The organism is Streptosporangium sp. NPDC051022, assembly GCF_040683035.1.
In the GTDB taxonomy this organism is placed as follows: Bacteria; Actinomycetota; Actinomycetes; order Streptosporangiales; family Streptosporangiaceae; genus Streptosporangium.
Map to the genome: position 1 here is coordinate 261,692 of NZ_JBFBCF010000005.1, position 24,313 is coordinate 286,004.

The 24,313-nt window shown below is 70.6% G+C and carries 23 protein-coding genes and 1 pseudogene; 11 read left to right on the plus strand and 13 right to left on the minus strand.

Annotated elements, in window-relative coordinates; all coding sequences use genetic code 11:
• The first annotated feature begins 228 nt into the window (after positions 1-228).
• Together AB0N02_RS12345 and AB0N02_RS12350 are read left to right on the plus strand one after the other, a co-directional pair.
• Positions 229-861, plus strand: coding sequence for a helix-turn-helix domain-containing protein (locus AB0N02_RS12345; RefSeq protein WP_363945231.1), 633 nt, complete (start codon positions 229-231; stop codon positions 859-861).
• A gap of 204 nt (positions 862-1,065) precedes the next feature.
• On the plus strand, positions 1,066-1,851 hold the full coding sequence (locus tag AB0N02_RS12350; protein ID WP_363945232.1) for an SAM-dependent methyltransferase: 786 nt from the start codon (positions 1,066-1,068) through the stop codon (positions 1,849-1,851).
• 42 nt (positions 1,852-1,893) lie between these two features.
• Here AB0N02_RS12350 and AB0N02_RS12355 read toward each other — a convergent pair whose 3' ends face one another.
• Together AB0N02_RS12355 and AB0N02_RS12360 are read right to left on the minus strand one after the other, a co-directional pair.
• Positions 1,894-2,619 carry a DUF981 family protein gene (locus AB0N02_RS12355; protein WP_363945233.1) on the minus strand — a complete coding sequence of 242 codons (726 nt, stop codon included), beginning with the start codon at positions 2,617-2,619 and terminating at the stop codon, positions 1,894-1,896.
• Positions 2,620-2,891: 272 nt separating this feature from the next.
• Positions 2,892-3,359, minus strand: coding sequence for a MarR family transcriptional regulator (locus AB0N02_RS12360; protein ID WP_363945234.1), 468 nt, complete (start codon positions 3,357-3,359; stop codon positions 2,892-2,894).
• Positions 3,360-3,720: 361 nt separating this feature from the next.
• On the opposite strand from AB0N02_RS12360, the gene AB0N02_RS12365 reads away from it, so the two are divergent.
• Genes AB0N02_RS12365 through fahA form a run of 3 tightly spaced genes read left to right on the plus strand, consistent with a single transcriptional unit; the run spans position 3,721 to position 6,892 of the window.
• Positions 3,721-4,890, plus strand: a complete 1,170-nt coding sequence (locus AB0N02_RS12365; RefSeq protein ID WP_363945236.1) for a homogentisate 1,2-dioxygenase — start codon at positions 3,721-3,723, stop codon at positions 4,888-4,890.
• Positions 4,887-5,756, plus strand: a complete 870-nt coding sequence (locus AB0N02_RS12370; protein ID WP_363945238.1) for a hypothetical protein — start codon at positions 4,887-4,889, stop codon at positions 5,754-5,756. Before AB0N02_RS12365 ends, AB0N02_RS12370 begins: the two co-directional genes overlap by 4 nt.
• On the plus strand, positions 5,756-6,892 hold the full coding sequence (fahA, locus tag AB0N02_RS12375; RefSeq protein WP_363945240.1) for a fumarylacetoacetase: 1,137 nt from the start codon (positions 5,756-5,758) through the stop codon (positions 6,890-6,892). Before AB0N02_RS12370 ends, fahA begins: the two co-directional genes overlap by 1 nt.
• Before the next feature lie 58 nt (positions 6,893-6,950).
• Here the strand turns inward: fahA and AB0N02_RS12380 are convergent, their stop codons facing one another.
• Together AB0N02_RS12380 and AB0N02_RS12385 are read right to left on the minus strand one after the other, a co-directional pair.
• Complete coding sequence (locus AB0N02_RS12380) at positions 6,951-7,280, minus strand: hypothetical protein (RefSeq protein WP_363945241.1); 330 nt, start codon at positions 7,278-7,280, stop codon at positions 6,951-6,953.
• A gap of 140 nt (positions 7,281-7,420) precedes the next feature.
• Entirely contained in the window at positions 7,421-9,088 is a 1,668-nt protein-coding gene (locus AB0N02_RS12385) for an ATP-binding cassette domain-containing protein (RefSeq protein WP_363945242.1), read from the minus strand.
• 91 nt (positions 9,089-9,179) lie between these two features.
• On the opposite strand from AB0N02_RS12385, the gene AB0N02_RS12390 reads away from it, so the two are divergent.
• The 6 genes and pseudogenes from AB0N02_RS12390 to AB0N02_RS12415 form a co-directional block, all read left to right on the plus strand.
• Positions 9,180-9,977, plus strand: a complete 798-nt coding sequence (locus AB0N02_RS12390; protein ID WP_363945244.1) for a TetR/AcrR family transcriptional regulator — start codon at positions 9,180-9,182, stop codon at positions 9,975-9,977.
• A 299-nt stretch (positions 9,978-10,276) separates the two neighbouring features.
• Positions 10,277-10,711: an NfeD family protein gene (locus AB0N02_RS12395; protein ID WP_363945246.1), complete on the plus strand. Its 435-nt coding sequence runs from the start codon at positions 10,277-10,279 to the stop codon at positions 10,709-10,711.
• Positions 10,712-10,713: 2 nt separating this feature from the next.
• A complete protein-coding gene (locus AB0N02_RS12400; RefSeq protein WP_363945247.1) occupies positions 10,714-11,817 on the plus strand; it encodes an SPFH domain-containing protein in 1,104 nt (367 codons plus the stop codon).
• Between the two features lie 210 nt (positions 11,818-12,027).
• Positions 12,028-13,056, plus strand: coding sequence for an L-threonine 3-dehydrogenase (gene tdh, locus AB0N02_RS12405; protein WP_363945249.1), 1,029 nt, complete (start codon positions 12,028-12,030; stop codon positions 13,054-13,056).
• A complete protein-coding gene (locus AB0N02_RS12410; protein WP_363945251.1) occupies positions 13,056-14,228 on the plus strand; it encodes a glycine C-acetyltransferase in 1,173 nt (390 codons plus the stop codon). Before tdh ends, AB0N02_RS12410 begins: the two co-directional genes overlap by 1 nt.
• Positions 14,229-14,246: 18 nt before the next feature.
• Positions 14,247-14,366 (plus strand): annotated as a pseudogene (locus AB0N02_RS12415) (LysR family transcriptional regulator); the annotation flags it as partial.
• Between the two features lie 64 nt (positions 14,367-14,430).
• Here AB0N02_RS12415 and AB0N02_RS12420 read toward each other — a convergent pair.
• From AB0N02_RS12420 to AB0N02_RS12460, 9 genes are all read right to left on the minus strand, one after another.
• On the minus strand, positions 14,431-15,141 hold the full coding sequence (locus tag AB0N02_RS12420) for an IclR family transcriptional regulator C-terminal domain-containing protein (RefSeq protein WP_363945253.1): 711 nt from the start codon (positions 15,139-15,141) through the stop codon (positions 14,431-14,433).
• Positions 15,142-15,397: 256 nt separating this feature from the next.
• Positions 15,398-16,534 carry an ABC transporter substrate-binding protein gene (locus AB0N02_RS12425; RefSeq protein ID WP_363945254.1) on the minus strand — a complete coding sequence of 379 codons (1,137 nt, stop codon included), beginning with the start codon at positions 16,532-16,534 and terminating at the stop codon, positions 15,398-15,400.
• Positions 16,535-16,609: 75 nt separating this feature from the next.
• Positions 16,610-17,464, minus strand: coding sequence for an ABC transporter permease (locus AB0N02_RS12430; protein ID WP_363945256.1), 855 nt, complete (start codon positions 17,462-17,464; stop codon positions 16,610-16,612).
• Between the two features lie 3 nt (positions 17,465-17,467).
• Positions 17,468-18,259 (minus strand): ABC transporter ATP-binding protein, encoded by a 792-nt coding sequence (locus AB0N02_RS12435; RefSeq protein WP_363945257.1) that lies wholly within the window; start codon positions 18,257-18,259, stop codon positions 17,468-17,470.
• Positions 18,260-18,351: 92 nt separating this feature from the next.
• Entirely contained in the window at positions 18,352-19,440 is a 1,089-nt protein-coding gene (locus AB0N02_RS12440) for a Gfo/Idh/MocA family oxidoreductase (RefSeq protein WP_363945259.1), read from the minus strand.
• A gap of 79 nt (positions 19,441-19,519) precedes the next feature.
• Positions 19,520-20,812 carry an acetyl-CoA hydrolase/transferase C-terminal domain-containing protein gene (locus AB0N02_RS12445; protein WP_363945261.1) on the minus strand — a complete coding sequence of 431 codons (1,293 nt, stop codon included), beginning with the start codon at positions 20,810-20,812 and terminating at the stop codon, positions 19,520-19,522.
• Positions 20,809-21,954: an NAD(P)-dependent oxidoreductase gene (locus AB0N02_RS12450; protein WP_363945263.1), complete on the minus strand. Its 1,146-nt coding sequence runs from the start codon at positions 21,952-21,954 to the stop codon at positions 20,809-20,811. The genes AB0N02_RS12445 and AB0N02_RS12450 overlap by 4 nt, the downstream gene beginning before the upstream one ends.
• The gene (locus AB0N02_RS12455) at positions 21,951-22,763 is read right to left on the minus strand and encodes an enoyl-CoA hydratase-related protein (RefSeq protein WP_363945265.1); all 813 of its coding nucleotides are present in this window, start codon (positions 22,761-22,763) and stop codon (positions 21,951-21,953) included. Before AB0N02_RS12455 ends, AB0N02_RS12450 begins: the two co-directional genes overlap by 4 nt.
• A gap of 20 nt (positions 22,764-22,783) precedes the next feature.
• The gene (locus tag AB0N02_RS12460; protein ID WP_363945267.1) at positions 22,784-24,307 is read right to left on the minus strand and encodes an AMP-binding protein; all 1,524 of its coding nucleotides are present in this window, start codon (positions 24,305-24,307) and stop codon (positions 22,784-22,786) included.
• Between the last annotated feature and the right edge of the window lie 6 nt (positions 24,308-24,313).

The following is a 24,313-nucleotide window of genomic DNA, read 5'->3' on the forward strand; positions in this document are numbered from 1 at the left end:
GGATCATCCTGCCCCCAACAGCCTTGGTCAAGAAAACGTCAGGTTCTCGCCACGTCGTATTAAGCTCAGGCGGGCCATACCGGAAAGACATACCGGGGACCTTCCCGGCCCGTCGTGTTCTTCACGCGCCGTGATCCCCGGCCGACCGGCCGCGCGATCCCCTGCCCGCCCGTCGTCGCGGACACCGCGCATAATCGAGGACATGGTCCCAGCCCAGCAGGCGTCCTGATGCCCGCCGAATCATCGCAGACCCTGGAGCGCGGTCTGCGTCTGCTCCGCCTGCTCGCCGACGGCCGCCGTGGCCGGACCCCGACCGAGCTGGCGACCGAGCTCGAACTGAGCCGTCCGGTGATCTACCGGCTGATCACCTCCCTGCAGAGCGAGGGGTTCGTCAGGCGGGACGCCGAGGGCCGGGTCCATCTGGGCTTCGGCGTGCTGGTCCTGGCCCGCGCCGTTCAGCCGCTGCTCCGCGAGAGCGCCCTGCCGGCCCTGCGCAGGCTCGCCGAGGACGTCGGCGCCACCGCGCACCTCACGGTGGCGGAGGGGGACGACGGCCTGGCGGTCGCGGTGGTCGAACCCTCCTGGACGGACATGCACGTCGCCTACCGCGAGGGCTCCCGCCACCCGCTGACCAGGGGCGCCGCGGGGCTGGCCGTTCTCGCCCTGCGCGAGGGCCGTACGGACTACGTGGTCACCGAGGGGCAGCTCCAGGAGGGCGCCCGGGGCATAGCCGCTCCCGTGCCGGGGCTTCCCTGGCTGGAGGCCTCGGTCGGGGTGGTCGCCTTCACCGCCCTGGATCCCGGGGCCGTCGGCCCCCGGGTGGCCGCCTCCGCCGCCGAGCTGGCCCGCTCCCTGGCCTGACGCCCCGGGGAGGGCCGCGCCACCGCCCCTCCCGCGATAGCCACCGACCTTCCCGCGATATATGAAGAAACGCGGAAAATTTCCCTGCGAAAGGCGGCGAGACAGCGGATCGGCGATATAAAGGATCTTCGTCCGCTCCCGGCGCCGTAGAAAGAGGCTCCCGTGGCCACCGCCCCCTCTTCTCCCCCGTCAGGCCAGGAACCGGTGAAGGGCATCGACACCGGTGTGGCCCACTCGGCCCGGATCTGGAACTACTGGCTGGGCGGCAAGGACAACTACGCCATCGATCGCGAGATCGGCGACCAGTTTTGTGGGATATTTCCCGAGATAGTCGATATCGCGAGATCTTCGCGAGGGTTTCTCGCCCGTGCCGTCCGTTATCTGGCGGGCGAGGTGGGCATTCGGCAGTTCCTCGACATCGGCACCGGCCTGCCGACGGTGGACAACACCCACGAGGTCGCCCAGCGGATGGCCCCCGACTCCCGCATCGTCTACGTCGACAACGACCCCCTGGTACTGGCACACGCCCGCGCCCTGCTCGTCAGCACCGCGCAGGGAGCCACCGAGTACATCGACTCCGACCTGCGCGACCCCGGCAGGATCCTGGAGGCGGCCCGCGGCACCCTGGACTTCACCCGGCCGGTCGCGCTCATGCTGATGAACATCCTGGGCCACGTCACCGACGCCGACGAGGCACGGTCGATCGTGAAACAACTGCTGGACGCGCTGCCCTCCGGCAGCTACCTGGCGGTCGCCGACGGCACCAACGTCATCAAGGGCGCCGAGTTCGAGGAGGCGATCGACGTCTGGAACCGGGCGGGCTCGGCACCGTACCTCCTGCGCGCCCCCGAGGAGATCGCCCGCTTCCTCGACGGCCTGGAGCTGGTCGAGCCCGGTGTGGTCTCGTGCCCGCGCTGGCGCCCCGAACCCCTCACCATCGGCGCCACACGTGAGGTGGACGAGTTCTGCGCCGTCGGCCGCAAGCCCTGACACGCACGGCGGGACGTCCGGGCGACGGTCGCGAACACCCGCCTACAAGGTGTTGACGATCAGGCCGATGTGGGTGAAGTAGTTCAGCGCGCCGAACAGGGTGAACGCCAGTCCGGCGAGACCCCAGCACACACCGACGACGATCGCGAGCCTGCCTCCCTGGGCGCGTAAGACGAAAGGGAACAGCACCGCCCCCAGACCGACCAGGACGTAGAGGCCCGAGATGAACGTCGCCTCCAGCAGGGGAACTCCCGCGAAGGCGCCGGATATCGGCTCCTCGGGAGGCGCGGCGAACAGGGTGTAGGTCCACCCGGCGGCCGCGATGCCGAAACAGGCCAGCCCCATGCCGAACACGAACAGCGAGATCGGGCCCGCCGCCCGGGAGATCAGGCCGGGCCGGTCCAGCTCCGAGGCCAGCAGGACGCCCTTGCGCCACAGGTAGAGGGCGGCGGCGAGCATCAGCACCCCGAAGGCCAGCGACGGCTCACCGAAGACGATGTTGTCGAAGGGGAAACCCTGCCCGGCGAGCGGCCAGGTAAGCGTCATGTGCAGGCCGGTCAGGGTCAGGATCAGGCCGAGTACGCCGAAAGCCAGCGCCCAGCCCTCGAAGTGGTCGGGCACCTTTCCCCGCAGCAGCTCGCGCCCGAGCCCGACCACCAGCAGCAGACCGACCCCCGCCGCGACCGCCATGATCGTGTTGTAGGTGGGCATCCTGGCCCAGTCGATCTTCAACCCCTGAGCCGCCTCGACCGACCACCCGACAACCATCCCGGCTATCCCCATGATGCGAAATTTCCCTAGGTAGTCACATCAAAACAGCGAGTAACCACAAACCCTCCCCCGAGACACCCCCACCCGCCCCTCCCCCCCCCACGCCCCCACCCGGACACCACCCCCGCCCACACGGTGGCACACCACGGCGCCGGTACGGCGAGCGGCGGCACAGACTCCCTCGGCGCCCGTGAACGGCGCGCGACCCGGTGAACGTTCCCGGTCGTTACCCCGGGGAGGTCGTTACCCCGGGGAGAGGGGCACCCGCCTCAGGGGGTGAGCTGCGCCGGATCGCGGGTGGGGGCATGAGCCGCGTAGAGCCGGGCGATCATGTCGTTGAGCCGTTGCCGTTCGGCCGGTTCCAGCGGGGCGAGGAAGCCCGCCTCGACCGTCGCCATGTGCGCCAGCGCCTCCTCGACGGCCTGTCTCCCCCGGTCGGTCAGCACGACGAGGTGTTTGCGCCGGTCGACGTCGCTGCGCGCCCGCCGGGCGTAGTCCAGCCGCTCCAGCTTGTCGATCACGGCCACCATGGTGGTGCGGTCCATGCCGGACAGCTCGCACAGGTCGCGCTGCGACAGCTCCCGCCCGTGCGCGTAGCCCAGGATCCGCAACTCCTTGCCCGTGATCTCCCAGTGCCGCAGCTCGCGCTCGATGCGGTCGCGGGCGAGATCTCCCAGGCGCAGGAGCATGTAACCGGTCGCCGAGGAGATCTGCTGCGCTGCGGTCCGCCTGCTCATTCCCCCAACTTACGACCTCGCACGCGGGAAACCCATCGGTCGAGACGGCGCGGTCCAGGCGGAGTACCGGGCCGGGACGGGCGCAGCGGAAGGCGGAGCGGAAGTACCAGGCATGGGCCGGCACACCGGGAAAGGAACAGGCACGCCGGGAGCCGGAGCGGGCACATCGGGAAAGGAACGGGCACACGCGGGACACCGGCGAGAGCGCGAGGCAGAAGCGCAAGGGGGAAGCGCAAGGGGGAAGCGGGCATGCCCGGGGGCGGGCGACCGGCCCGTGTTTGACATCACCTTCCCGGTGACAGATGGTTGTACGTATAAAGGACAATAGTGTCCGATAAGCGGACGAGGCTGGGAGAAGCGGATGCCGTACTACCGCGTCGTGGGTGAGATCCCCCGTAAACGACATGTGCAGTTCCGGCGGCCCGACGGCGGGCTCTACGCCGAGGAACTGATGGGCGAGGAGGGGTTCTCCAGCGACTCCTCGCTGCTCTACCACCGGCACCTGCCGACGGCGATCATCAAGGCCGAGGCGGTCGAGGCCCCGGCCTCCGCGACGCTCACCCCCAACCTGCCGCTCTCCCCCCGGCACTTCCGCACCCAGGACCTGCCGGTGGGCGGCGACCTGGTCTCGGGGCGCGGCCTGCTGGCGGGTAACTCCGACGTCCGCATGTCGTACGCCGCGAGCGAGACCCCCAGCGAGCTGTACCGCAACTCGATGGGCGACGAGTGCGTCTACATCGCCTCGGGGCAGGTCAGGTTCGAGTCGACCTACGGCGCGATCGAGGCCGGGGAGGGCGACTACGTCGTCGTCCCGACCGGGACGATCCACCGCTGGGTCCCCCAGGGCCACGTCACGGCGTTCGTCATCGAGGCCGCCGGGCACATCAGGCCGCCCAAGCGCTACCTGTCCTCCTACGGGCAGTTCCTGGAGCACGCCCCCTACTCCGAGCGCGACCTGCGCACCCCGGAGGAGCCGATGCTCGCCGAGGGCGAGGAGGTGCCGGTGCTGGTCCGCACGCGCGGCGGGCTGACCCGGCTGGTCTACCGCAACCACCCCTTCGACGTGGTCGGCTGGGACGGCTGCCTGTATCCCTACGCGTTCAACATCAACGACTTCGAGCCCGTCGTGAAGCGCACCCACGCCCCGCCGCCGGTGCACCAGACCTTCGAGGGCCCGAACTTCGTGATCTGCTCGTTCTGCCCCAGGCCACTCGACTTCCACCCCGAGGCCATCCCGATCCCCTACAACCACCACAACGTCGACTCCGACGAGCTCATGTTCTACGCGGGCGGCGACTACACCGCGCGCAAGGGCTCGGGCATCGACATCGGCTCGATCTCGCTGCACCCGGCCGGATTCACGCACGGCCCCCAGCCCGGCGCCGTCGAGGCCGTCATCGACGCGGTACGGCAGGGCCACACCGAGACCAGCGAGCTGGCCGTGATGGTCGACACCTTCCGCCCCCTAGACCTGGGCTCGGCGGGCCTCTCCGTCGAGGACCCCGCCTACGCGTGGACGTGGGCCCGATGAGCCTCTTCGACGCCCTGGTCGACGACGCCGGACTGTTCCCTCCCACCGCGCTGCCGATGGCCGACGCCCTCGAACGGCACCGGGCCGACCTCGCCGAGGGGAACCCGGTGCTGACCCACCGCTTCCTGTGCGCGGCCGGCCGGGTGCCCGAGCTCCGCGAGCATCTAGACGCCTACCCGGGCCTCCTCCCCGAGCCCCTCAGGCTCGGGATCATCCTCGACACGCCGACCCCACCGCCGCTCGACGACCTCGACGTCGAGCTGGTGGAGGTGCCCGGCGGGCGGGCCGTCGACCTCGACGGCCTCGGGACGCCGGGGGCCCGCCAGTTCGTCGAGGTCACCGCGGCCCAGCTGCCCGTCGACCTGCCGCCGGGGACCGGGCTGAAGGTCAGGTGCGGCGGGACGGTCGCGGCCGCCTTCCCGTCCGCCCAGGACCTGGGCGCCTTCATCTCCTACTGCGTCGAGCACGGCACTCCCTTCAAGGCCACGGCCGGGCTGCACAACGCGGTCCGTCACTTCGACCCGTCCCTGGGCGTCGACCGGCACGGCTTCCTCAACCTGGTCGTGGGGGTCTGCGCAGCCGTACAGGGTGAGGATCCGGTGCCGGTGCTGGGTACGACGGACGTGGGCGAGCTGGTACGGCTGGCCCGCGCGGTGCCGGAGAGCGCGGCCGTACGCGCCAGGGAACTGCTGGTGTCGTACGGTTCGTGCAGCACGAGGACCCCGATCGAGGACCTGGTGGCCCTCGGCCTCGTCGCGGAACACCGGGGCGACGGCTCCGGCGCGGAACGGAATTCACGGGTCGGGGCGGCCGCCGGGACGGCGGGCGCGACCGGCGGCATCGGTACGACGGAGGGGAACGAGTGATGTCCTGGGGCCTTGAACACCTGCCGTACGGGGTCTTCTCCCGGCACGAGGGTGAGACCCCGCGCGTCGGCGTGCGGTACGGCGACCACGTCGTCGACCTGGCCGGCGCCCTGCACGACGAGGTGTTCGCGACCGGCTCGCTCAACGCCTTCATGGCCAGGGGCGCGACCGCCTGGCGGGACACCCGGGCGGTGATCCAGAACAAGCTGAGCACCGACAGCAGCGCCGTCGAACCGCACCTCGTCCCGCTGGACCAGGTCACGCTGCACCTGCCGATCGAGGTGGCCGACTACGTCGACTTCTACTGTTCGCTGGAGCACGCCTCCAACCTGGGCCGGATGTTCCGGCCCGACGAGGAGCCGCTGAAGCCGAACTGGCGGCACCTTCCCGTGGGCTACCACGGCAGGGCCGGGACGGTCGTCGTCTCGGGCACCCCGGTGGTCCGGCCGTCCGGGCAGCGCGGCGCCGGGGTCTTCGGCCCCTCCGCCAAGCTCGACATCGAGGCGGAGCTGGGGTTCGTGGTCGGCGCGCCGACCGGTCTCGGCGAGCGGGCGGGCCGGTTCGAGGACCACGTGTTCGGCGTGACGCTCGTCAACGACTGGAGCGCCCGGGACATCCAGGCGTGGGAGTACGTCCCGCTCGGCCCCTTCCTCGGCAAGTCCTTCGCCACCTCGATCTCACCGTGGATCACCCCGCTCGCCGCCCTGTCCGAGGCCCGCGTGCCGGGCAGGGAGCAGGAGCCGGAGCCGCTCGACTATCTGCGGCGGCGGGAGCCGTGGGGGCTCGACCTGACGCTGGAGGTCGCGCTGAACGGGGAGGTCGTCTCGCGGCCGCCGTACCGGAACATGTACTGGACCCCCGAGCAGATGCTCGCCCACATGACCGTCAACGGCGCGAGCCTGCGCGTCGGGGACCTGTACGCCAGCGGCACGATCTCCGGCGCGGAGCCGGACCAGCGGGGCTCGCTGATCGAGCTGACCTGGAACGGCTCCGAGCCGCTCAAGCTGCCCGACGGCTCCGCCAGGGCCTTCCTGGAGGACGGCGACACGGTCACGATCACCGCCACGGCTCCCGGCCCCGGCGGGACGGTGATCACCCTAGGTGAGGTCTCGGGCACCGTACTGCCCGCCCGTTAGACCGCCGTCACGGCGTGGCACGCCTGTCCGGAAACCCCGGACGGGCGTGCCCGCCTGATCAGACGTCGGGGTCGAACCTGACGGAGTGCGCGAAGGGCGGCAGGTCGAACGCCGGGCCCGGCGACAGGAACACGAAGGGGCGGTGGCAGGTGGCGTCGCTGTAGAGGATCGCCGTGACGACGGCGCCGTTGTACACGGGCTTGAACCCTTCGCCCTGCTCGCCGGTCAGGTCGTAGCAACGCCGCTCCTCCGGGCTCTCCAGCGTCTTCCTCTCCCCGGACTGGAGGTAGACGAAACCGCTCTCGACGGCGTGGGCGGGCGTGGTCGTGGCGCAGGCGAACGCGGCGGAGCCGAGGACGGCCGCGACGGCGGGAAGGACACGCTTCATGGCGCTCCAATCACTGAGAGTAATCGTCGCCGCCTTTCTCTCCCGCGCCACTCCGGCGAAAACCACGCCCCGGCGGAGTGGCCGGTTGTGGCCAGCACGGGGACCCGCGTCGCGGATCCGTGAGCGGACCTGCGAGCGGATCAGCGGGCGCGGTCGACGCGGCCCTCGTCCCACACCGGCTCGTCCGCCTCGTAGACCCGCCCGTCGGCGCCGAAGACGAGGAAGCGGTCGAAGTCGGCGGCGAACCAGCGATCGTGGGTGACGGCGAGAACGGTGCCCTCGAAGGCGGCCAGGCCCGTCTGCAGGGCTTCGGCACTGACCAGGTCCAGGTTGTCGGTCGGCTCGTCGAGCAGGAGCAGAGTCGCCCCCGACAGTTCGAGCAGCAGGATCTGCAGCCTGGCCTGCTGTCCGCCGGAGAGCGTCTCGAACGGCCTGCCTCCGGCCGGCGCCAGCTCGTAGCGGGCGAGCGCCGCCATGGCCTCGTTCAGGGTCAGCGCGTGCCCGGCGGTCAGGATCTCGGCGGGAGTACGGCCGTGCAGGTCGGAACGCGCGTTGGTCTGGGTGAAGTGCCCCGGCGTCACCCTCGCGCCCAGCCGGACCAGGCCGGTGTGGCGCACCGAGGGGACGGCGCCGCCGGCCGCTCCGGCGAGACTGCTGGCCACTCCGGCGAGACTGCCGGCCGTTTCGGCGAGGAGCCTGAGGAAGCAGGACTTGCCCGAGCCGTTGGAACCTAGGACGCCCACGCGCTCGCCGTACCAGATCTCGGCGTCGAAGGGCCGCATCAGGCCGGTGAGCTCCAGCCCCTCGCAGACGACCGCCCGTTTCCCGGTCCGGCCGCCTCGCAGCCGCATCCGGACGTTCTGCTCCCTGGGCGCCGCCTCCGGTGGTCCCGCCTCCTCGAACCTGCCCAACCGGGTGCGGGCGGCCCGGTAGGCCGACGCGACCGAGTCGTTGCCGGCCGCGCTCTGGCGCAGGGTGTGCACCATCCGCCTGAGCCTGGCGTGCTCCTCGTCCCAGCGGCGGCGGAGCTCGTCGAGCCGGTCGACGCGGTCCCTGCGCCCCTGGGCATAGGTGGCGAAGCCGCCGCCGTGGACCCAGACCTTTCTCGACTCCACGGTCACGACGCGGTCGGTGGCGCCGGCCAGGAGCCGCCGGTCGTGTGAGACCAGCAGGACGGTCTTGCCCGTCGCCCGCAGCCGCTCCTCCAGCCACTGCTTGGCGGGGACGTCGAGGTAGTTGTCGGGTTCGTCGAGCAGGAGGAGCCGGTCGGGGCCGCGTAGCAGCGCCTCCAGGACCAGCCGCTTCTGCTCCCCGCCGGACAGGGTGTTCAGCGGGCGGTCGCGGACCCGGCCGTAGGAGGCGCCGAGGGCCTCGGTGGCGCAGGTGTCCCAGACGACCTCGATGTCGTATCCCCCGGCGTCGCCGTAGTCGGCCAGGGCCTGGGCGTAGGCGAGCTGGGTGCGCTCCTCGTCGCGCCCGGCGAGCGCGGCCTCGGCGTCGCGCAGGCCGGCGACCGCCGTACGGACCCGGTCGGGCGCGACGGACAGCAGGAGGTCGTGCACGGTACGGCCGTCGCGGACGCCGCCGACGAACTGCCGCATCACCCCGAGCCCGCCCGAGTGAGCCACCCGCCCCGAGGTCGGCCGGAGGTCCCCGGCGATCAGCCGCAGCAGGGTGGTCTTCCCTGCCCCGTTCGGGCCGACGAGCCCGGCCTTGACGCCCTCGCCGACGCGGAAGGACACCTCGTCGAGCAGCGGCCGCCCGTCCGGCAGCAGGTAGGTCAGGTGGTCCACCTCGACGTGTGCCATGGCCGCCCCCTTGCTACTTATCAGTAATAGACCAACGGTCGAGTAACCGGATCGTCGATCCAGCGGGTGATCACCATACTAGACTCGTGCCGTGAACATCGGTGAGACGGGCGCGTCCCGGACGGGTGGAACCGGCGCTCCGAAGGCGGCGGGACAGGGCGCCCCGGGCGCGGGAGACGTGTGGTTCCGGCCCTCCCGCTCCCGGCGGGAGACTCCCCCGCTCACCCGGGAGCGCATCGTGCGGGAGGCGGTGGCGCTGCTGGACGAGGAGGGCGCCGAGCGGCTGACCATGCGGCGTCTGGCCGAACGCCTGAACACCGGCTCGACCACCCTGTACTGGCACGTCAAGACCAAGGACGACGTGCTGGACCTCGCCCTGGACGCGATATTCGGCGACGTCGGGCTGCCGCCGGCGCACACCGGGGACTCGGGGGACATCGGGGATGCCGAGAAGGCGGGCGGCGGGCGCTGGCGCGAGGACGTCACCGCCCTGATCCACGGGTGGCGCTCCGCGCTGCTGCGCCACCCCTGGTCCGCGGCCATCCTGGGACGCCCCCTCATGGGCCCCAACGTCCTCGACCGTACCGAGTTCCTGCACGCCACCCTGATCGCCGCGGGATTCACCGAGCCGCATCTCACCGCCGCCGCGTACGGACTGTCCAACTACGTCATCGGCTCGGCCCTGATGCAGGCCACCTGGAGGGCGAGGAACGAGGAGGAGGCGCGGCGGGTCGCCGAGGAGCATCTGCGGACGCACCGCGACCGCTACCCCGTCCTCGCCGAACTCGGACCCCCGATCGGCAAGGACTGGGACGGCTCCTTCGCCCTCGGCCTCGCCTACCTGCTCGACGGCATCGAGGCCGTCAGGGGAACCGCTCCGGACGCGTGAACGCGGGATGACACCGGACGCCGCCCCACGGGCGACGCCCCCGAGGCGGGAGCATCGCCCGGCGGCGGGCCCGGGTTCCACGCCGTGCCACGACTCCGCCGGGATCTCGGAGTGTCTCCCCTGGAAGGGACAAACCACTGACGGACAAACCTGCAGGTCCCAGACGATGTGCCTCGCATCCCCCGCCTCGCTCCCACTCCGCTCGGGGTTCGCTCTCACAGCCCTGCGAATAACGGCATACCGTGGAGAAGGGAACCTCCTGGACATCCGAGCCGTTCATCTTTGAGGAGGGCCGGAGCATGGACTACTGGGTCATCTGGTTGATTCTCGCGGTGGCGCTGGGTGTCGCCGAGATCTTCACCCTGACCACCGCCCTCGGCCTGCTCGGCGGAGCCGCCCTGATCGCCTCCGTCACCGCCGGTCTCGGCCTGCCGTTCCCGCTCCAGCTCCTGGCGTTCGTGGCCTCCCTGGCGGCCGGGGTCGTCGTGGTGCGCCCCATCGCCAAGCGCCATCTCATGCCGCCGTCCGCGGACCGGCGGTTCGGCGTCCAGGCCCTCGTCGGCAAGTCCGCCTACGTCCTGCGCGAGGTGACGGGCAGGGACGGGCGGGTCCGAATCGGCGGTGAGGAATGGTCCGCCAGAGCGTACGACGAAACGCTGGTGATCCCAGCGGGGGCGGTCGTCGACGTCATCGAGATCGAGGGCGCCACCGCGCTCGTCTACCCCCGGGAGTGATCATGGACGCACTGTTGATCGCCGGACTGCTCATCGTCCTGTTCGCCGTCTTCACGGTGATGCGTTCGGTGCGCATCGTTCCCCAGGCCCGGGCGCGCAACGTGGAACGGCTCGGCCGCTATCACAGCACGCTCAAGCCTGGGCTGAACTTCGTCATCCCCTACATCGACCGGGTCTACCCGATGATCGACCTCCGCGAGCAGGTGGTCTCCTTCCGCCCGCAGCCGGTGATCACCGAGGACAACCTCGTCGTGGAGATAGACACCGTTCTGTACTTCCAGGTCACCGATCCGCGCGCGGCGGCCTACGAGATCGCCAACTACATCCAGGCCGTCGAGCAGCTCACGGTCACGACCCTGCGCAACGTCGTCGGCTCACTCGACCTGGAGATGACACTCACCTCCCGCGACACCATCAACAGCCAGCTGCGCGGGGTGCTGGACGAGGCGACCGGCAAGTGGGGCATCCGGGTGAACCGGGTAGAGATCAAGGCCATCGACCCGCCCAAGAGCATCAAGGAGGCGATGGAGAAGCAGATGCGCGCCGAGCGTGACAAGCGCGCCGCGATCCTCACCGCCGAAGGTCAGCGGCAGTCCCAGATCCTCACCGCCGAAGGCGACAAGCAGAGCGCGATCCTGCGCGCCGAGGGCGACCGCAGCGCCGCGATCCTCAAGGCCCAGGGCCAGTCCCAGGCCATCGACGAGGTCTTCCAGGCGGTCCACCGCAACGACCCGGACCCCCAGCTGCTGGCCTACCAGTATCTCCAGGTGCTGCCCGAGCTGGCCAAGGGCCAGGGCAACACGTTCTGGGTGATCCCCAGCGAGGTCACCTCCGCCCTCCAGGGCGTCTCGAAGGCCTTCACCGAGTCCCTGCCCCGCTCGCCCGCGACCCGCGAGGTTCCCGCCCTCGGCGAGTCCGGCGGCGGAGAGACGAGCGCCAGGGAGACGGCTGCCAGGGAGACGGCCCAGGCGGAGCGGGCCGCCGCCGAGGCGGTCGCCGAGGCCACGGAGGCCGACACCATCGGCCCCCGCCAGCTCGGCCCCGCCACCGCCGCCGCCGACCCGCTGGCCGACCTGCAGAGGGACCGCCACCGCACCACCCCCTGACCCGGCCGGTTCCCCGCCTCTCCTCCCCTCCCCCCGCCCCCGTACGGCCTCCGTCCGGGGGCGGCGGCCGTACGGCGCGCCGGAATGGCCGCGCGTCCCCCGGGCAGAGCGTGAAGCAATGCTGTTGGCCGGATTAAGAAAACCGCGATGGACACCTCCGGAGCTGACCGGGCACAGTGCGTAAGGTCGGGAGCTGAGGGGGGATCTGTGATGAAAGCGCTGGTCAAGGAGAAGGCCGAGCCCGGCCTGTGGTTGGCCGACGTGCCGGAACCGGCCGTCGGAGCGGGGGAGGTGCTGATCAGGGTGCTCCGTACCGGCATCTGCGGCACGGACCTGCACATCCGGAGTTTCGACCCGTGGGCCCAGCACACCCTGCGGACGCCGATGATCATCGGGCACGAGTTCTGCGGCGAGGTCGTCGAGGTCGCGCCCGGTGTGGAGGACATCGCGATCGGCGACCTGGTCAGCGGGGAGGGGCACCTGGTCTGCGGCAAGTGCCGCAACTGCATGGCCGGGCGGCGGCACCTGTGCCGCAACACGGTCGGGCTCGGGGTGAACCGCGACGGCGCCTTCGCCGAGTACGTGACGCTCCCCGCCTCCAACGTCTGGGTGCACCGGGTGCCGGTGGACCTCGACGTGGCGGCGATCTTCGACCCGTTCGGCAACGCCGTGCACACCGCGCTGACCTTCCCGATGGTCGGCGAGGACGTGCTGATCACCGGGGCGGGGCCGATCGGGCTGATGGCCGCCGCGGTGGCCACGCACATCGGGGCCCGCAACGTGATGGTCACCGACGTCAGCCCCGAGCGGCTGGCCCTGGCGGACAAGCTGGGGGTGAACCTGGCGCTGAACGTCGCCGAGCGGTCCATCGCGGACGGCATGCACGACCTGGGCCTGCGCGAGGGCTTCGACGTGGGCCTGGAGATGTCCGGGAACCCCCGGGCGCTCCGTGACATGATCGCCAACATGACGCACGGCGGGCGGATCGCCATGCTCGGGCTGCCCGCCCAGGAGTTCGCGGTCGACTTCGCGACCGTCGTGACCTCGATGATCACCATCAAGGGCATATACGGCCGGGAGATGTACGAGACGTGGTACTCCATGTCGGTGCTCCTGGAGAAAGGCCTCGACCTGTCCCCCGTCATCACCGACCGCTTCTCCCACCGCGACTTCGACGCGGCCTTCGACACCGCCGCCAGCGGCAAGACCGGCAAAGTCATCCTGGATTGGACCGCCTGATGTTCGACAACGTCCGTGCCGACCTGCGTGCCACCCTCGACGAGATCGCCTCCGCCGGGCTGCTCAAGCCCGAGCGGGTCATCACCAGCCCCCAGCGTGCCGACATCGCCGTCGCCGGAGGCGGCGAGGTGCTGAACTTCTGCGCCAACAACTACCTCGGCCTGGCCGACCACCCCGAGGTGGTGGACGCCGCCCGGGAGGCCCTGGACCGCTGGGGCTACGGCATGGCCTCGGTCCGCTTCATCTGCGGCACCCAGGAGGTGCACAAGAAGCTGGAGGCCCGCCTCGCCGAGTTCCTCGGCCAGGAGGACACGGTCCTGTACAGCTCCTGTTTCGACGCCAACGGCGGCGTGTTCGAGACGCTGCTCGACGAGCGCGACGCGGTGATCTCCGACGCGCTCAACCACGCGAGCATCATCGACGGCATCCGGCTGTCCAAGGCCCGCCGCCTGCGCTACGCCAACCGCGACATGGCGGACCTGGAGGCCAGGCTGAAGGAGTCGGCCGACGCCCGGCGCAGGCTGGTCGTCACCGACGGGGTGTTCTCCATGGACGGCTACCTCGCGCCGCTGGACGAGATCTGCGACCTGGCCGAGCGGTACGACGCCATGGTCATGGTCGATGACTCGCACGCGGTCGGCTTCGTCGGCGAGAACGGCCGGGGCACCCCCGAGCTGCACGGCGTCATGGACCGGGTGGACATCATCACCGGCACGCTCGGCAAGGCGCTCGGCGGGGCCAGCGGCGGCTACGTCGCCGCCCGCAAGGAGATCTGCGAGCTGCTGCGCCAGCGTTCCCGCCCCTACCTGTTCTCCAACTCTCTCGCCCCGATGATCGCCGCGGCCTCGCTGCGCGTCCTCGACCTGATCAGCGGCTCCGGCGACGCCCGCGAACGGCTGCGCGCCAACACCGCGCGGTTCCGCACCCGGATGGCCGAGGCCGGGTTCGACCTGCTGCCCGGCGACCACCCCATCGTCCCGGTGATGATCGGCGACGCGGCCGAGGCCGCCGCGATGGCCGAACGGCTGCTCGAACAGGGCGTCTACGTGATCGGCTTCTCCTACCCCGTCGTACCGCACGGCAAGGCCCGGATTCGGGTGCAGCTGTCGGCGGCGCACTCCACCGAGGATGTGGACCGAGCCGTGGCCGCTTTTGTAGCGGCCCGGAAATAATCCGGGCAAAATGGACAGGTGATAGACACGCGGCGACTCAGGACCCTGCGCGCGGTGGCCGACCACCGGACGGTCACCGCCGCCGCCGCCGCACTTCACCTCACGCCCTCGGCCGTCTCCCAGCAACTCGTCGCCCTCAAGCACGAGGGAGTCACCGGCTGCTCGAACGACGTCCGCCTCTCGCCCGACTCGGCGAGTTCCGTCAGGGGATCATCTGCCCGATGGCGCTCGCCGCGCGACGCAGCGTCGAGGCCAGCGGAGAAACATGGTCCATCTGGTCGCCGAGGTCGATTCCGGAAACGCTGATGGCCGCGATCGGCGTTTGCCTCCGCGACAGGATGACCGCCGCGATCGCCTCGACACCGGGTACCGCCTCGCCCTTCGAAAGGCCGACGCCACCGGCCGCCCGCACACTTTCCAACACCGGGGCCAGCTCCGCGCTCCGCTCGGCGCCTATGGTCTCCACGAGCTTGTCCGGCTCGTAGTACGCGAGCATGCTGCGCCCGGTCGCCGTGCTGTGGACGGGGAAGGTGTCACCGAGGCTGAGCACGAGGTCGAGTGGCGTGCGGGGCGTCCAGATGCGCTCGATGACCGCGGAGACGTCATCGACCACGATGGACAGGTTCGCGGTCCACGGCTTGTCGGCGATGTCGTTCGCCTGCAGTTCGACCATGTAGGGCAGCGCCAGTCGCCGGACGAGCAGGTCGTCGTGATATCGGTTGGCGAGCAGGACCGACGCGGGTCCGATCCGGAACAGGCCGCGCTCCTCGATCACCATGGACTGCTGGAGCAGCGACCGGAGCAGCCGGTGGACCACTGTGCGATCCAGGCCGGTCTCGCGGGCGATCTCCTGGACCGACAGCGGAAGGGAGGTGTCGCGCAGCAGGTAGAGCACCTCGAAGGCCCGCGTCACCGATTGCACCACCGACCGCCGGGACGCCGGCGAATCGGCGTTCGCCCCGGTCCTTTCCGCTGCCACTACCCCTCCATCAAGTTAGGCACACCGTCAGGATAAAGCATATCGCGTGCGGAATGCGCATGATCTGTGCGCTGAAAAGCCGCGGGAGACGGTGACCGTTCACCTCACCGCTCGCCCGGCTCACCCCTGGCGGGACCAGGGGCGTCGGTGACGACGATCTTCTGGGTCGGCGAGGCGAAGGGGGGCTTCATCACTTTTTGGCGGGCGGGGTCCAGCCTGTCGCCTTGAGGGCCTCGTCGACGAACCGCATGTCGAGCACCTTGTCGAAGGGGAACCCCTCGACGCTCACCCCGGCGACGAGCCCGTTGTCGAGCCATGCGGCGAGCGAGTCCTGAGTGACGTACGGGGAACCCCATGACTTCTGCAGCAGCTTCCACGCGTAGTTCCAGATCGGTTCCTCAAGCTGACCGAACCTGGTCTTGCGCAGCAGCGCCCCGGCCCCTTCGGGATCCTCGACGAGCGCGCGCATGGCGCGGGCGTCGGCGCGGACGATGGCCCTGTACAGCTCCGGGTTCGCCTCCACGTCCCGCGTACGGGCCTGCATCGTCATGCCCTGCACACGGTCGGCGCCGTTGATCTCCCCCGTCTGGTTGACCAGCAGCGGTACGGCCTGCAGTTCGAGCACCGCCTTCTCCGCCGAGGGGGGCACCCCGATGAAACCGTCGATCTGGCCGTTGGCCAGCGCGGCCAGCGAGTTGGCCCCGGTCTGCAGTGGCACGATCTGCGCGTCGCTCTTGGGGTCGAGACCGGCCTGCTTCAGAGCGAGGCGGGTGAACCCGTCGGTCTGGCTGCCGGGAGCCGTGATGCCGAAGCGTCCGCCCTTGACCTTGCCGATGGCCGCCTGCCGCTCCTTGAGCGGGCTGTCGGCGGTGACGCCGATCCGCTCGGCGAACTTCTTACTGACGACGAGCACGCACGGCATGCTGTTGGTGTGCGCGAGCAGGGTCTTGAGTTGCTGCCCCTTACCGACCGCGGACAGCAACTCGCCGGGCGCGGACAGGTTGGCGTCCCCGGCTCCGGACAGCAGCCCGGTCAGCGCCGCGGGACCGCCGGCGAGGAGGACCCGCTCCACGCTCAGCCCTTCCTCCTTGTAGAAACCCCGGTCCTCGGCCAGGTAGGTCACCGACCACAGCACGAGAGGGTCCTTGGAGGCGTGGATCAGCTTGACGGCGCGGGACTTTCCCCCACCGGTCGCGGGAGCGCTCGAACAGGCGGACAGAACCGGGGCGGCCGCGACCGCGGCGCCGGCTGCCGCCGCCCATCCGAGAAACCGGCGACGCGACGTCTGGATGACCGGGGGCTTCGTGCCGGGGCTCTGGGGAATCATGATGGATCGTTCCTTCCTGCGGTGATGAGAGTCGGGAGACCGTCCCCGATCGGGCATCCCTGATGAATCGGTTGCTCAGTCGGTGTTCGGGCGCCAGCGGAGAGTGCGGCGCTCCAACTGGGTCAGCCCCCAGGTGAGGGCGAGGCCGAGCATGGTCGTGACGAGCAGACTGGCGAACGAGCCCGCGGTGTCGTACTGGTTCGCGGTGATCGCGATCAGGTATCCGAGCCCCTCGTCGGAGGTGAACATCTCGGCGATCACCGCACCGATGAGCGCGAACGGGACGGACATCCGCAGTCCGGCGAACACCCACACCAGGGCGGAGGGGACGAGCACCCGCCGTACCGCGTCGACTCGTGAGGCCCCCATCACCCTGATCACATCGATCAGGTCGCGGTCGACGTCGCGGGCACCGGCAAAGGTGTTCATGAAGACCGGGAAGAACACCAGGGTCGCCGCGAAGATGACCTTCGTTTCGAACCCGATGCCGAACCACAGGATGAACAGCGGGATCAGCGCGACCCTGGGAATCGAGTTCAGCGCGGTGAGGAAGGGGTCGAGCACACGGGCGACGAGAGGGCTGACGCCGAAGAGCAGGCCGACCAGGATGCCGAGGCTCGCCCCGGCCGCGAAACCGACGGCGGTCTCGATCAGGGTCACCCACACGGCGGGCAGGAGCTGGCCGTCGAGCGCGAACCGGACCAACGCCTCACCTATCGCGCTCGGCCTGCTGATCCAGAAGTCCGAGACGAGCCTGCCGCTGGTCAGTTCCCACGCGAGCAGGCCCAGGACGGCGAGCGCGAGACGGGAGACCGCCACGATGATCCGCTGCCGGCGGCGGGCTGTGATGCTGGGATCGACCAGGAAGACCTCGTCGACCGTCGGCGACGGGGGCTCGACCACGGTCCGCTTCACCGTTGTGCCGGTCATCGCTCATACCTCCTGTCCATGCCGGATGTCCTCGCGCAGCGCCGACCACAGCCGTTCGAAGTAGTCCCCGAAGCCGGGGGCGAACCGGATGCCGAAGACGTCGCGTGGCCGCGGGAGGTCGATGTGCTCGATGGCCTGGATGCGGCCCGGCCTGGACGACATCACGATCACGCGATCGGCGATCGAGATGGCCTCGGTGAGATCGTGGGTGACGAACACGAGCGTCCTGCCGGTCCCTTCCCACGTCCGCAGCAGTTCCGCCTGAAGTACGAGCTTGAGCTGCGCGTCCAGTGCGCCGAACGGCTCGTCCATGAGCAGGACCTCGGGTTCGTAGACGAGCGACCGGGCCAGTTGCGCTCGCTTGCGCATGCCGCCGGACAGCTCGCTCGGGTAGTGCTTCTCGAATCCACCGAGGCCGACCAGTTCGATGTGGCGGGTGACGCGCTCACGGCGCTCGTCCTTCGACAGCCGGACGCGGTCGCCGAGTTGGAGGGGAAGGGCGACGTTGTCCTCGACGGTGCGCCACGGCAGCAGGTTGTCCTTCTGGGTGACGTAGCTGACCTGGGTGTTGACGCCGGTGAGCGGCCGGCCCCGATAGAGCACGTCCCCGGTGCCCGGCTCCATGAGCCCGGCGCTGAGGTTGAGCAGCGTCGACTTGCCGCAGCCGCTCGGCCCGACGATGGCGAGCAGCTCGCCCTCCTGCACCTCGGCCGTCACGTGGTCCAGAGCGTGGACCTGCTGGTTGCCTTTGAAGAAGATCTTGGAAAGGTCCCTGTATTCCAGAATCGGGGCCATACACACCGTCCGCGTTGTGGTTCCGTGGGGCAGAGCGGGCATTGCGATCAACTACTGTGCGCATTGCGCTTATTTTGTGCGCTCTAGTATGTTCATTGGCTTACGGCGGTGTCAACGGCCTTCGCGGCAATAATGTCCAGGAGCTCATGCTGGCTTACGGCCACCCGAAAATCGGGCAGCAGCGCGTCGGGGCGCCCGGTGCGGACAGCCTCGGCGAGCGCGGCGTAGGCGGAGGCCACGTTGTGCCCGGGATGCCCCGGGGGAAGCGGTGAGGCGTACGGCTCCCGCCCCGGCTCCAGAACCTCCGGGGTCCCGGAGCCGAACGGGGTGACGCTGAGCGTCAGCCCGCCGAACTGCGGCTGGCCGGTTCCCTCAAGGCGCAGGAGGCCTTCCGTCCCGAGGATCTCCAGCTCGAACGACTCGTTGGGGCCGGTCTGGGAGAACTGGGTGACGGCGACGACGCCGCCGTAGTCGAGCACGGCGACGAGATTGTCCGGCGCGTCCCGGGGCAGCCGCTCGCCGGTGTCCAGGAGGAACTCCGGCACCGCCGACCACAGCCGCGCGGAACTCACCCGGGCCCGCCCGAGGACCGTGCCCAGCATGTCCAGCGTGTGGCCCGCCTGGATGGTCAGCACGTTCGCGGCGACGCTGCGATGCCGCAGATGCGCCCGGTGCGCGGGCCGCGCCATCAGCCCGTGAGGAAGGAAAAGGCGCAGGTTCGCCGTCAGCGGCCTGCCGATGCGCCCTGCGGCCAGTGCCGCCGCCGCCGCGCGCAGGGGCGGGGAGAACCGGCCCTGCAACCCGGTCAGGTGAACCCCGCCGGGACTGCCGTCCGACAACGCCGAGAGCTTCCTGGCCTCCTGCAGGTCGACCGCGAGCGGCCACTCGCAGTAGACGTGCTTGCCTGCGGAGATCGCCGCCTCGACGATCTCCGCGTGCCGTGGCACGCGGACGGTCACGGCGACGACGTCCACGGTGCCGTCGTCCAGGGCCTGGCTCAGCTCGTGTGTCGCCTCGACCCCCCACCGCCGCTCGGCGGCGGTCGCCGACTCCGGCGTCGAGGTCACCAGGCGGCGCAGCCGTACGCCGTCGGAGGCGGTGATGGCGGGGATGTGGGCGATGCCGCTCCAGTGGTCGGCGCCGGCGCCGACCACCGCGACACCCAGTGGGGGTGCGTTCATCGAGGAACTCCAGGAATCAGATGCGGTACTCAGGGGTTGGCCGCGAGGCCGGGCTTCTCTTGCCGGTGACCGATGACTCTCAGCGGTAACCGACGACGTGATCACGGGCCTGCTCGCCGAGCGACTCGCGGTCGTCCGGGTGAGCGATCGCGATCATGCGGCGTGTCCGCTCCGCGATCGACCTGCCCCGCAGCTCGGCGACGCCGTACTCGGTGACGATCACATCGGCGTCGGCCCGCGCGGTGGTGACGACGCCGGAGACGATGCGGGACACGATCCGCGCACGGCCGGAGGCGGTGCGCGAGGGCAGGGCGATGATCGACCTGCCGCCTTCGGAGGCGAAGGCGCCGCGAACGAAGTCCACCTGCCCCCCGATCGTGCCGACGTAGGACGACCCGGCGACCTCGGCGGCCACCTGCCCGGTCAGGTCCACCTCCAGGGCGGAGTTGATCGCGGTGAAGCGGGGCAACCGGCGCAGAACATCCGGATCGTGGGTGTGGGTCACCGGTTCCACCCGCACGCGGTCGTTGCCGTGCGCGAAGTCGAACAGCCGGCGTGTGCCGATCAGGCCGCCGGTCACGCTCACGCCCCGGTCGATCGGTTTGAGGGCGTTGGTGACCGCGCCGGAGGAGATGAGGTCGACGACGGCGTCGCCGATCACCCCGCTGTGCAGGCCGAGATCGCGCCTGCCGGCCAGCAGCCCGGCGACGGCGTTCGGCACCGCGCCGATCCCGATCTGGACGGTCGCCCCGTCGGCGACCAGGTCCACGACGTTCTCGGCGATCGCCGTGTCGGTCGCCGACGGCGCCCGCGACGTCACCTCGACGAGCGGCCGTGACGTGCGGACGACGACGTCGAGGCGTCCGGCGTCGACCGGGTGACGCGAATGGGTCCACGGCGCCTGGTCGTTGATCTCGGCGACCACTGTCCTCGCGGAGCGGATGGCGGTGTCGACATAGCCGCCCGCCGGTCCGAAACTGAGCGTTCCGCGTTCGTCCTCGCTGAGTTGCGCGATCACGACGTCCACGCGGAGCACCCCGGCGGTGATCAGTTTGGGGATGTCGGACAGGTGGCTGGGCAGGATGTCGGCGGCCCCGGCGGCGCACAGGACCCGGTTGCCGCCGACGGCGCCCGGCGTGAGAAAGGAGATCACGTCGGCGTGCTCGGGCCGCACCACGTCGGCGTAGCCCGCGCCGCCGTAAAGGACCGAGAATCCGCCGATGTCGTGCCGCCGCGCGAGCAGACGCTCGACGAGGGGCAGTGGCTCGCCGACCCCCTGCGTCCACAGCACGGTGTCGCCGGGCCGTACGAGCCGTGTGAAGTCGAGGTCCGCGAGCGCGACGGTCCGCGGTGAGCGGTCGGAGGCCGTCATCCCTCACCTGCCACGCGTCCGTGCGGCGGCGGGTCCGAGGCCAGCGCGTGCCGGATGTTGTCGAACATCCGGGCGACCTCGCCGAGGACCTCCAGCCGGGAGCCTCCCGCGATGTGCGGCGTGAGCACGACGTTGCCGAGGGCGCAGAATCGATCGCTCCCGGGGCGGGGTTCCACCCGGTGCACGTCGAGTCCCGCTCCGCCGAGCCTGCCCTCGGTCAGCGCGTCGTAGAGCGCGTCCTCGTCGACCAGCCAGCCACGGCTGGTGTTGACGAGCAGCGCGCCCGGCCGCATCGCGGCGATCTCCGCCCGGCCGAGGACCGGTTCGCGCACGGTCGCGCCCGGCGCGTGCAGGCTCACGATGTCGGCTTCAGCGAGCAGGGCGGCGAGCGGGCGGTACCCTGCGCCCGCCGGGTCCGCCGGGTCCGCCGGGTCCGCCGGGTCCGCCGGGTCCGCCGGGTCCGCCGACGACGGTGAGCGGCCGGAGTGGAGCACGCGCATCCCGAACGCCCGTGCCCGCTCGGCGACAAGCGCGCCCACCTCTCCGAACCCGACGATGCCGAGCGTTCGTCCGGCCAGGCCGCCGATTCCGGTGAGCCCGGCCCAGTTGTAGACGACCCCGTCGACCCGGCCGCCATGACCCGCGTCGGCGCGGACCGCGCGATCGGCCTCCGGCAGACGTTTGGTCAGGGCGAGCATCAACAGCAGGGTGTGCTCCGCGGTGCGGACCAGGCTCGGCCGTCGCAGGCACGAAACCTCGACACCGTGCTCGCGTGCGGCGTCGAGATCGATCCCGTCGTGGCGCGCGCCGAGCCGCTGCACGAGCCGCAACCGGGGGCTCGACTCGATCAGCTCTCGGGTCACCCGGCCGCGGCGGAGCACGAGCACCGTCGCCTCGGCCGGCTCCGGATCGATCTCCACCTCGCCGGGCCCCAGGCCGGCGCGCATGCTCCGCAGCGCGGGAACATCCACCGTGTCGGGCGCGAAGAACGCGGCCACGCCCGCCCAGTCCTGGTCCGTGCGCGCGGTGAGCAACCGCCGTGTCATCCGGAGCACGTGGTCGTCGTCGAGAAAGGCGATCCGCGCCGCCGAGTCGCCGCCGGTCCTGGCGGGTACGGCACGCGACACCGGGAGGACGGTCACCTCATCGCCCCATGGAAGTCCGGCCTGCGCTTCTCACGCAGCGCGTTGCCGCCCTCCTTCGACTCCTCGGTGCCGAAGTACAGCGCGAGCGCCTGGAAGCCCAGCAGCCCCACACCGCGGATGTTCTCACTGTCGGCGTTGAACGACCGCTTCGCGATGGCGAGGGCGGTCGGGCTGAGCTCGTTGATCTCACGGCACCACTGGTCGACCTCGTCGTCCAGCCGGTCGTCCGGGACGACATGGTTGACCAGCCCCATCGCCAGCGCCTCGCGCGCCGGGTACTTCCGGCACAGGAACCAGAGCTCACGTGCCTTCTTCTCACCGATGCCCCTGGCCAGCAGGGCGGTGCCGAAGCCGGGGTCGACCGACCCCATCTTGGGGCCGGCCTGCCCGAAGATCGCGTTCTCGCTCGCGACCGCCAGGTCGCACAGGGTCACGATGACGTTGCCGCTGCCGATCGCGTACCCGCGCACCTTCGCGATGACCGGCTTGGGCACGTCCCGGATCGCGCTCTGCATCTCCTCGACGGCGACGCCCACCGCGCCCCTGCCCCGGCTCACGCGGTCCGACTTCTTCTCCGACGAGTCGCCTCCCACCGCGAACGCGCGCTCGCCGGCCCCGGTGAGAACGATGACGCCGATGTCACGGTTCCATCCCGCGCGGAGCAGCGCGTCGGTGACCTCGGTGTAGGTGTGGCCGCGGAAGGCGTTGAGCTTCTCCGGCCGGTTGAACGTGATCGTGGCGACGTGGTCCTTCTCCTCGTAGACGATGTCCTCGTAGACGACGTCCTCGTGGGCGTGTTCGGTCATGGTTTCCTCCACGATCTGGATCAGCGCGCGGTGACGATCTCGCGCAGTTCGGTCTTGAGGACCTTGCCGTAGGCGTTCTTGGGCAGGCCGGGTACGACGTGGTAGCGGCGGGGCCGCTTGAATCTGGCGATCAGATCGCAGCAGTGGTCGTCCAGCGCGCGCTCGTCGATGTCGGCGCCCTCCGCGGGCACGACGAACGCGATGACCGACTCGCCCCACTCGGGGTCCGGCACCCCGATCACGGCGGCCTCCGCGACGGCCGGGTGCGCGACGAGCGCGTCCTCGACCTCGCGGGGGTAGACGTTGGAGCCCCCGGAGATGATCAGCTCCTTCGAGCGGCCGACCAGGGTGAGGTACCCGTCCTCGTCCAGTTGTCCGAGGTCCCCGGTGCGCAGCCAGCCGTCGCGGACGGCTTCGGCGGTCGCCGCCGGGTCACGCCAGTACCCCGCCATGACGGTCGCGCCCTTGACCTCGATCTCGCCGGTCCGTCCCGGGGGGACAGGGCGGCCTTCGGCGTCGCACACCCGCACCAGCACGGCGCTCTGGGCGGTGCCGACACCGGCCAGCCGGTGCTCGTACCTCGGGTGCCCGGTGTCGCGATGCTCCTGTACGGACAGTGCGGTGATGGTCATCGGCGACTCGCCCTGGCCGTAGATCTGCGCGAACCGCTGTCCCAGAACGGAGATCGCGTCCTGGATGTCGGCCAGGTACATCGGACCGCCGCCGTAGATCACGGTCTTGAGCCCCTGCCCGTCCTCACCGCGCGACCTGGCGGCGTGCACGAGCCGCCGGACCATGGTCGGCGCGGCGAACAGGGACACCCGCCCCGCCGCGCGGGCGAGGTCGAGCACTTCGTCCGGGTCGAACCGGCCGCTCGGCGGGAACATGTGCCGAGACCCCGTGCGCACGTGGACGAGTCCGTAAAGACCGGCGCCGTGGGAGATCGGGGCGGCGTAAAGCACCGTCTCGTCCGGTCCGATCGCGTCGACGTCGGCGACGTGGCACAGCGACATCGCGATCAGGTTGGCGTGGGTGAGCATGACACCCTTGGGGTGTCCGGTGGTGCCCGAGGTGTAGAACAGCCAGGCCACGTCGCCCGGCTCCCGCGCCATCGGGGCCGCCGGGGCCGCCGGGGCCGCCGGCGAGGGCGTGGCCTCCTCGGGCCGGACGTCGCCGGTGACGCGCAGGAACGTCGTCTCCGGTATGGCGGGGACAGCCGGGTCGTCGGTGAACACGACCGAGGCCCCCGCGTCCGCGACGATCGTCGCGACCTCGTTCCGCGCGAGTTTCCGGTTGATGGGCACGGCGATCGCGCCACACCACCAGATCCCGTAGAGACACTCCAGGTAGTGAGTGGTGTTGGCGAGGTAGAGGCCCACTCGATCGCCCGGCTCGACGCCGTGCTCCTCGGCGAGCCGGGCGGCGATCGACGACGCGGTGGCCGCGAAGCCCGCGTAGTCGGACACCACCCGGTCGCCGACGAGCAGCGCCGGTGCGTGCGGCCGACGCCGTGCCGTCGCGGCGAGCCATTCTGCGATGTTCATGCGTGG

What these genes read in the sequence shown, in the direction of transcription:
- AB0N02_RS12345 (WP_363945231.1), top strand. Translation starts at nt 229, where the DNA reads ATGCCCGCCGAATCATCGCAGACCCTGGAGCGCGGTCTGCGTCTGCTC.
- AB0N02_RS12355 (WP_363945233.1), bottom strand. Translation starts at nt 2,619, where the DNA reads ATGGTTGTCGGGTGGTCGGTCGAGGCGGCTCAGGGGTTGAAGATCGAC.
- AB0N02_RS12360 (WP_363945234.1), bottom strand. Translation starts at nt 3,359, where the DNA reads ATGAGCAGGCGGACCGCAGCGCAGCAGATCTCCTCGGCGACCGGTTAC.
- AB0N02_RS12365 (WP_363945236.1), top strand. Translation starts at nt 3,721, where the DNA reads ATGCCGTACTACCGCGTCGTGGGTGAGATCCCCCGTAAACGACATGTG.
- AB0N02_RS12370 (WP_363945238.1), top strand. Translation starts at nt 4,887, where the DNA reads ATGAGCCTCTTCGACGCCCTGGTCGACGACGCCGGACTGTTCCCTCCC.
- fahA (WP_363945240.1), top strand. Translation starts at nt 5,756, where the DNA reads ATGTCCTGGGGCCTTGAACACCTGCCGTACGGGGTCTTCTCCCGGCAC.
- AB0N02_RS12380 (WP_363945241.1), bottom strand. Translation starts at nt 7,280, where the DNA reads ATGAAGCGTGTCCTTCCCGCCGTCGCGGCCGTCCTCGGCTCCGCCGCG.
- AB0N02_RS12385 (WP_363945242.1), bottom strand. Translation starts at nt 9,088, where the DNA reads ATGGCACACGTCGAGGTGGACCACCTGACCTACCTGCTGCCGGACGGG.
- AB0N02_RS12395 (WP_363945246.1), top strand. Translation starts at nt 10,277, where the DNA reads ATGGACTACTGGGTCATCTGGTTGATTCTCGCGGTGGCGCTGGGTGTC.
- AB0N02_RS12400 (WP_363945247.1), top strand. Translation starts at nt 10,714, where the DNA reads ATGGACGCACTGTTGATCGCCGGACTGCTCATCGTCCTGTTCGCCGTC.
- tdh (WP_363945249.1), top strand. Translation starts at nt 12,028, where the DNA reads ATGAAAGCGCTGGTCAAGGAGAAGGCCGAGCCCGGCCTGTGGTTGGCC.
- AB0N02_RS12410 (WP_363945251.1), top strand. Translation starts at nt 13,056, where the DNA reads ATGTTCGACAACGTCCGTGCCGACCTGCGTGCCACCCTCGACGAGATC.
- AB0N02_RS12425 (WP_363945254.1), bottom strand. Translation starts at nt 16,534, where the DNA reads ATGATTCCCCAGAGCCCCGGCACGAAGCCCCCGGTCATCCAGACGTCG.
- AB0N02_RS12430 (WP_363945256.1), bottom strand. Translation starts at nt 17,464, where the DNA reads ATGACCGGCACAACGGTGAAGCGGACCGTGGTCGAGCCCCCGTCGCCG.
- AB0N02_RS12435 (WP_363945257.1), bottom strand. Translation starts at nt 18,259, where the DNA reads ATGGCCCCGATTCTGGAATACAGGGACCTTTCCAAGATCTTCTTCAAA.
- AB0N02_RS12440 (WP_363945259.1), bottom strand. Translation starts at nt 19,440, where the DNA reads ATGAACGCACCCCCACTGGGTGTCGCGGTGGTCGGCGCCGGCGCCGAC.
- AB0N02_RS12445 (WP_363945261.1), bottom strand. Translation starts at nt 20,812, where the DNA reads ATGACGGCCTCCGACCGCTCACCGCGGACCGTCGCGCTCGCGGACCTC.
- AB0N02_RS12455 (WP_363945265.1), bottom strand. Translation starts at nt 22,763, where the DNA reads ATGACCGAACACGCCCACGAGGACGTCGTCTACGAGGACATCGTCTAC.
- AB0N02_RS12460 (WP_363945267.1), bottom strand. Translation starts at nt 24,307, where the DNA reads ATGAACATCGCAGAATGGCTCGCCGCGACGGCACGGCGTCGGCCGCAC.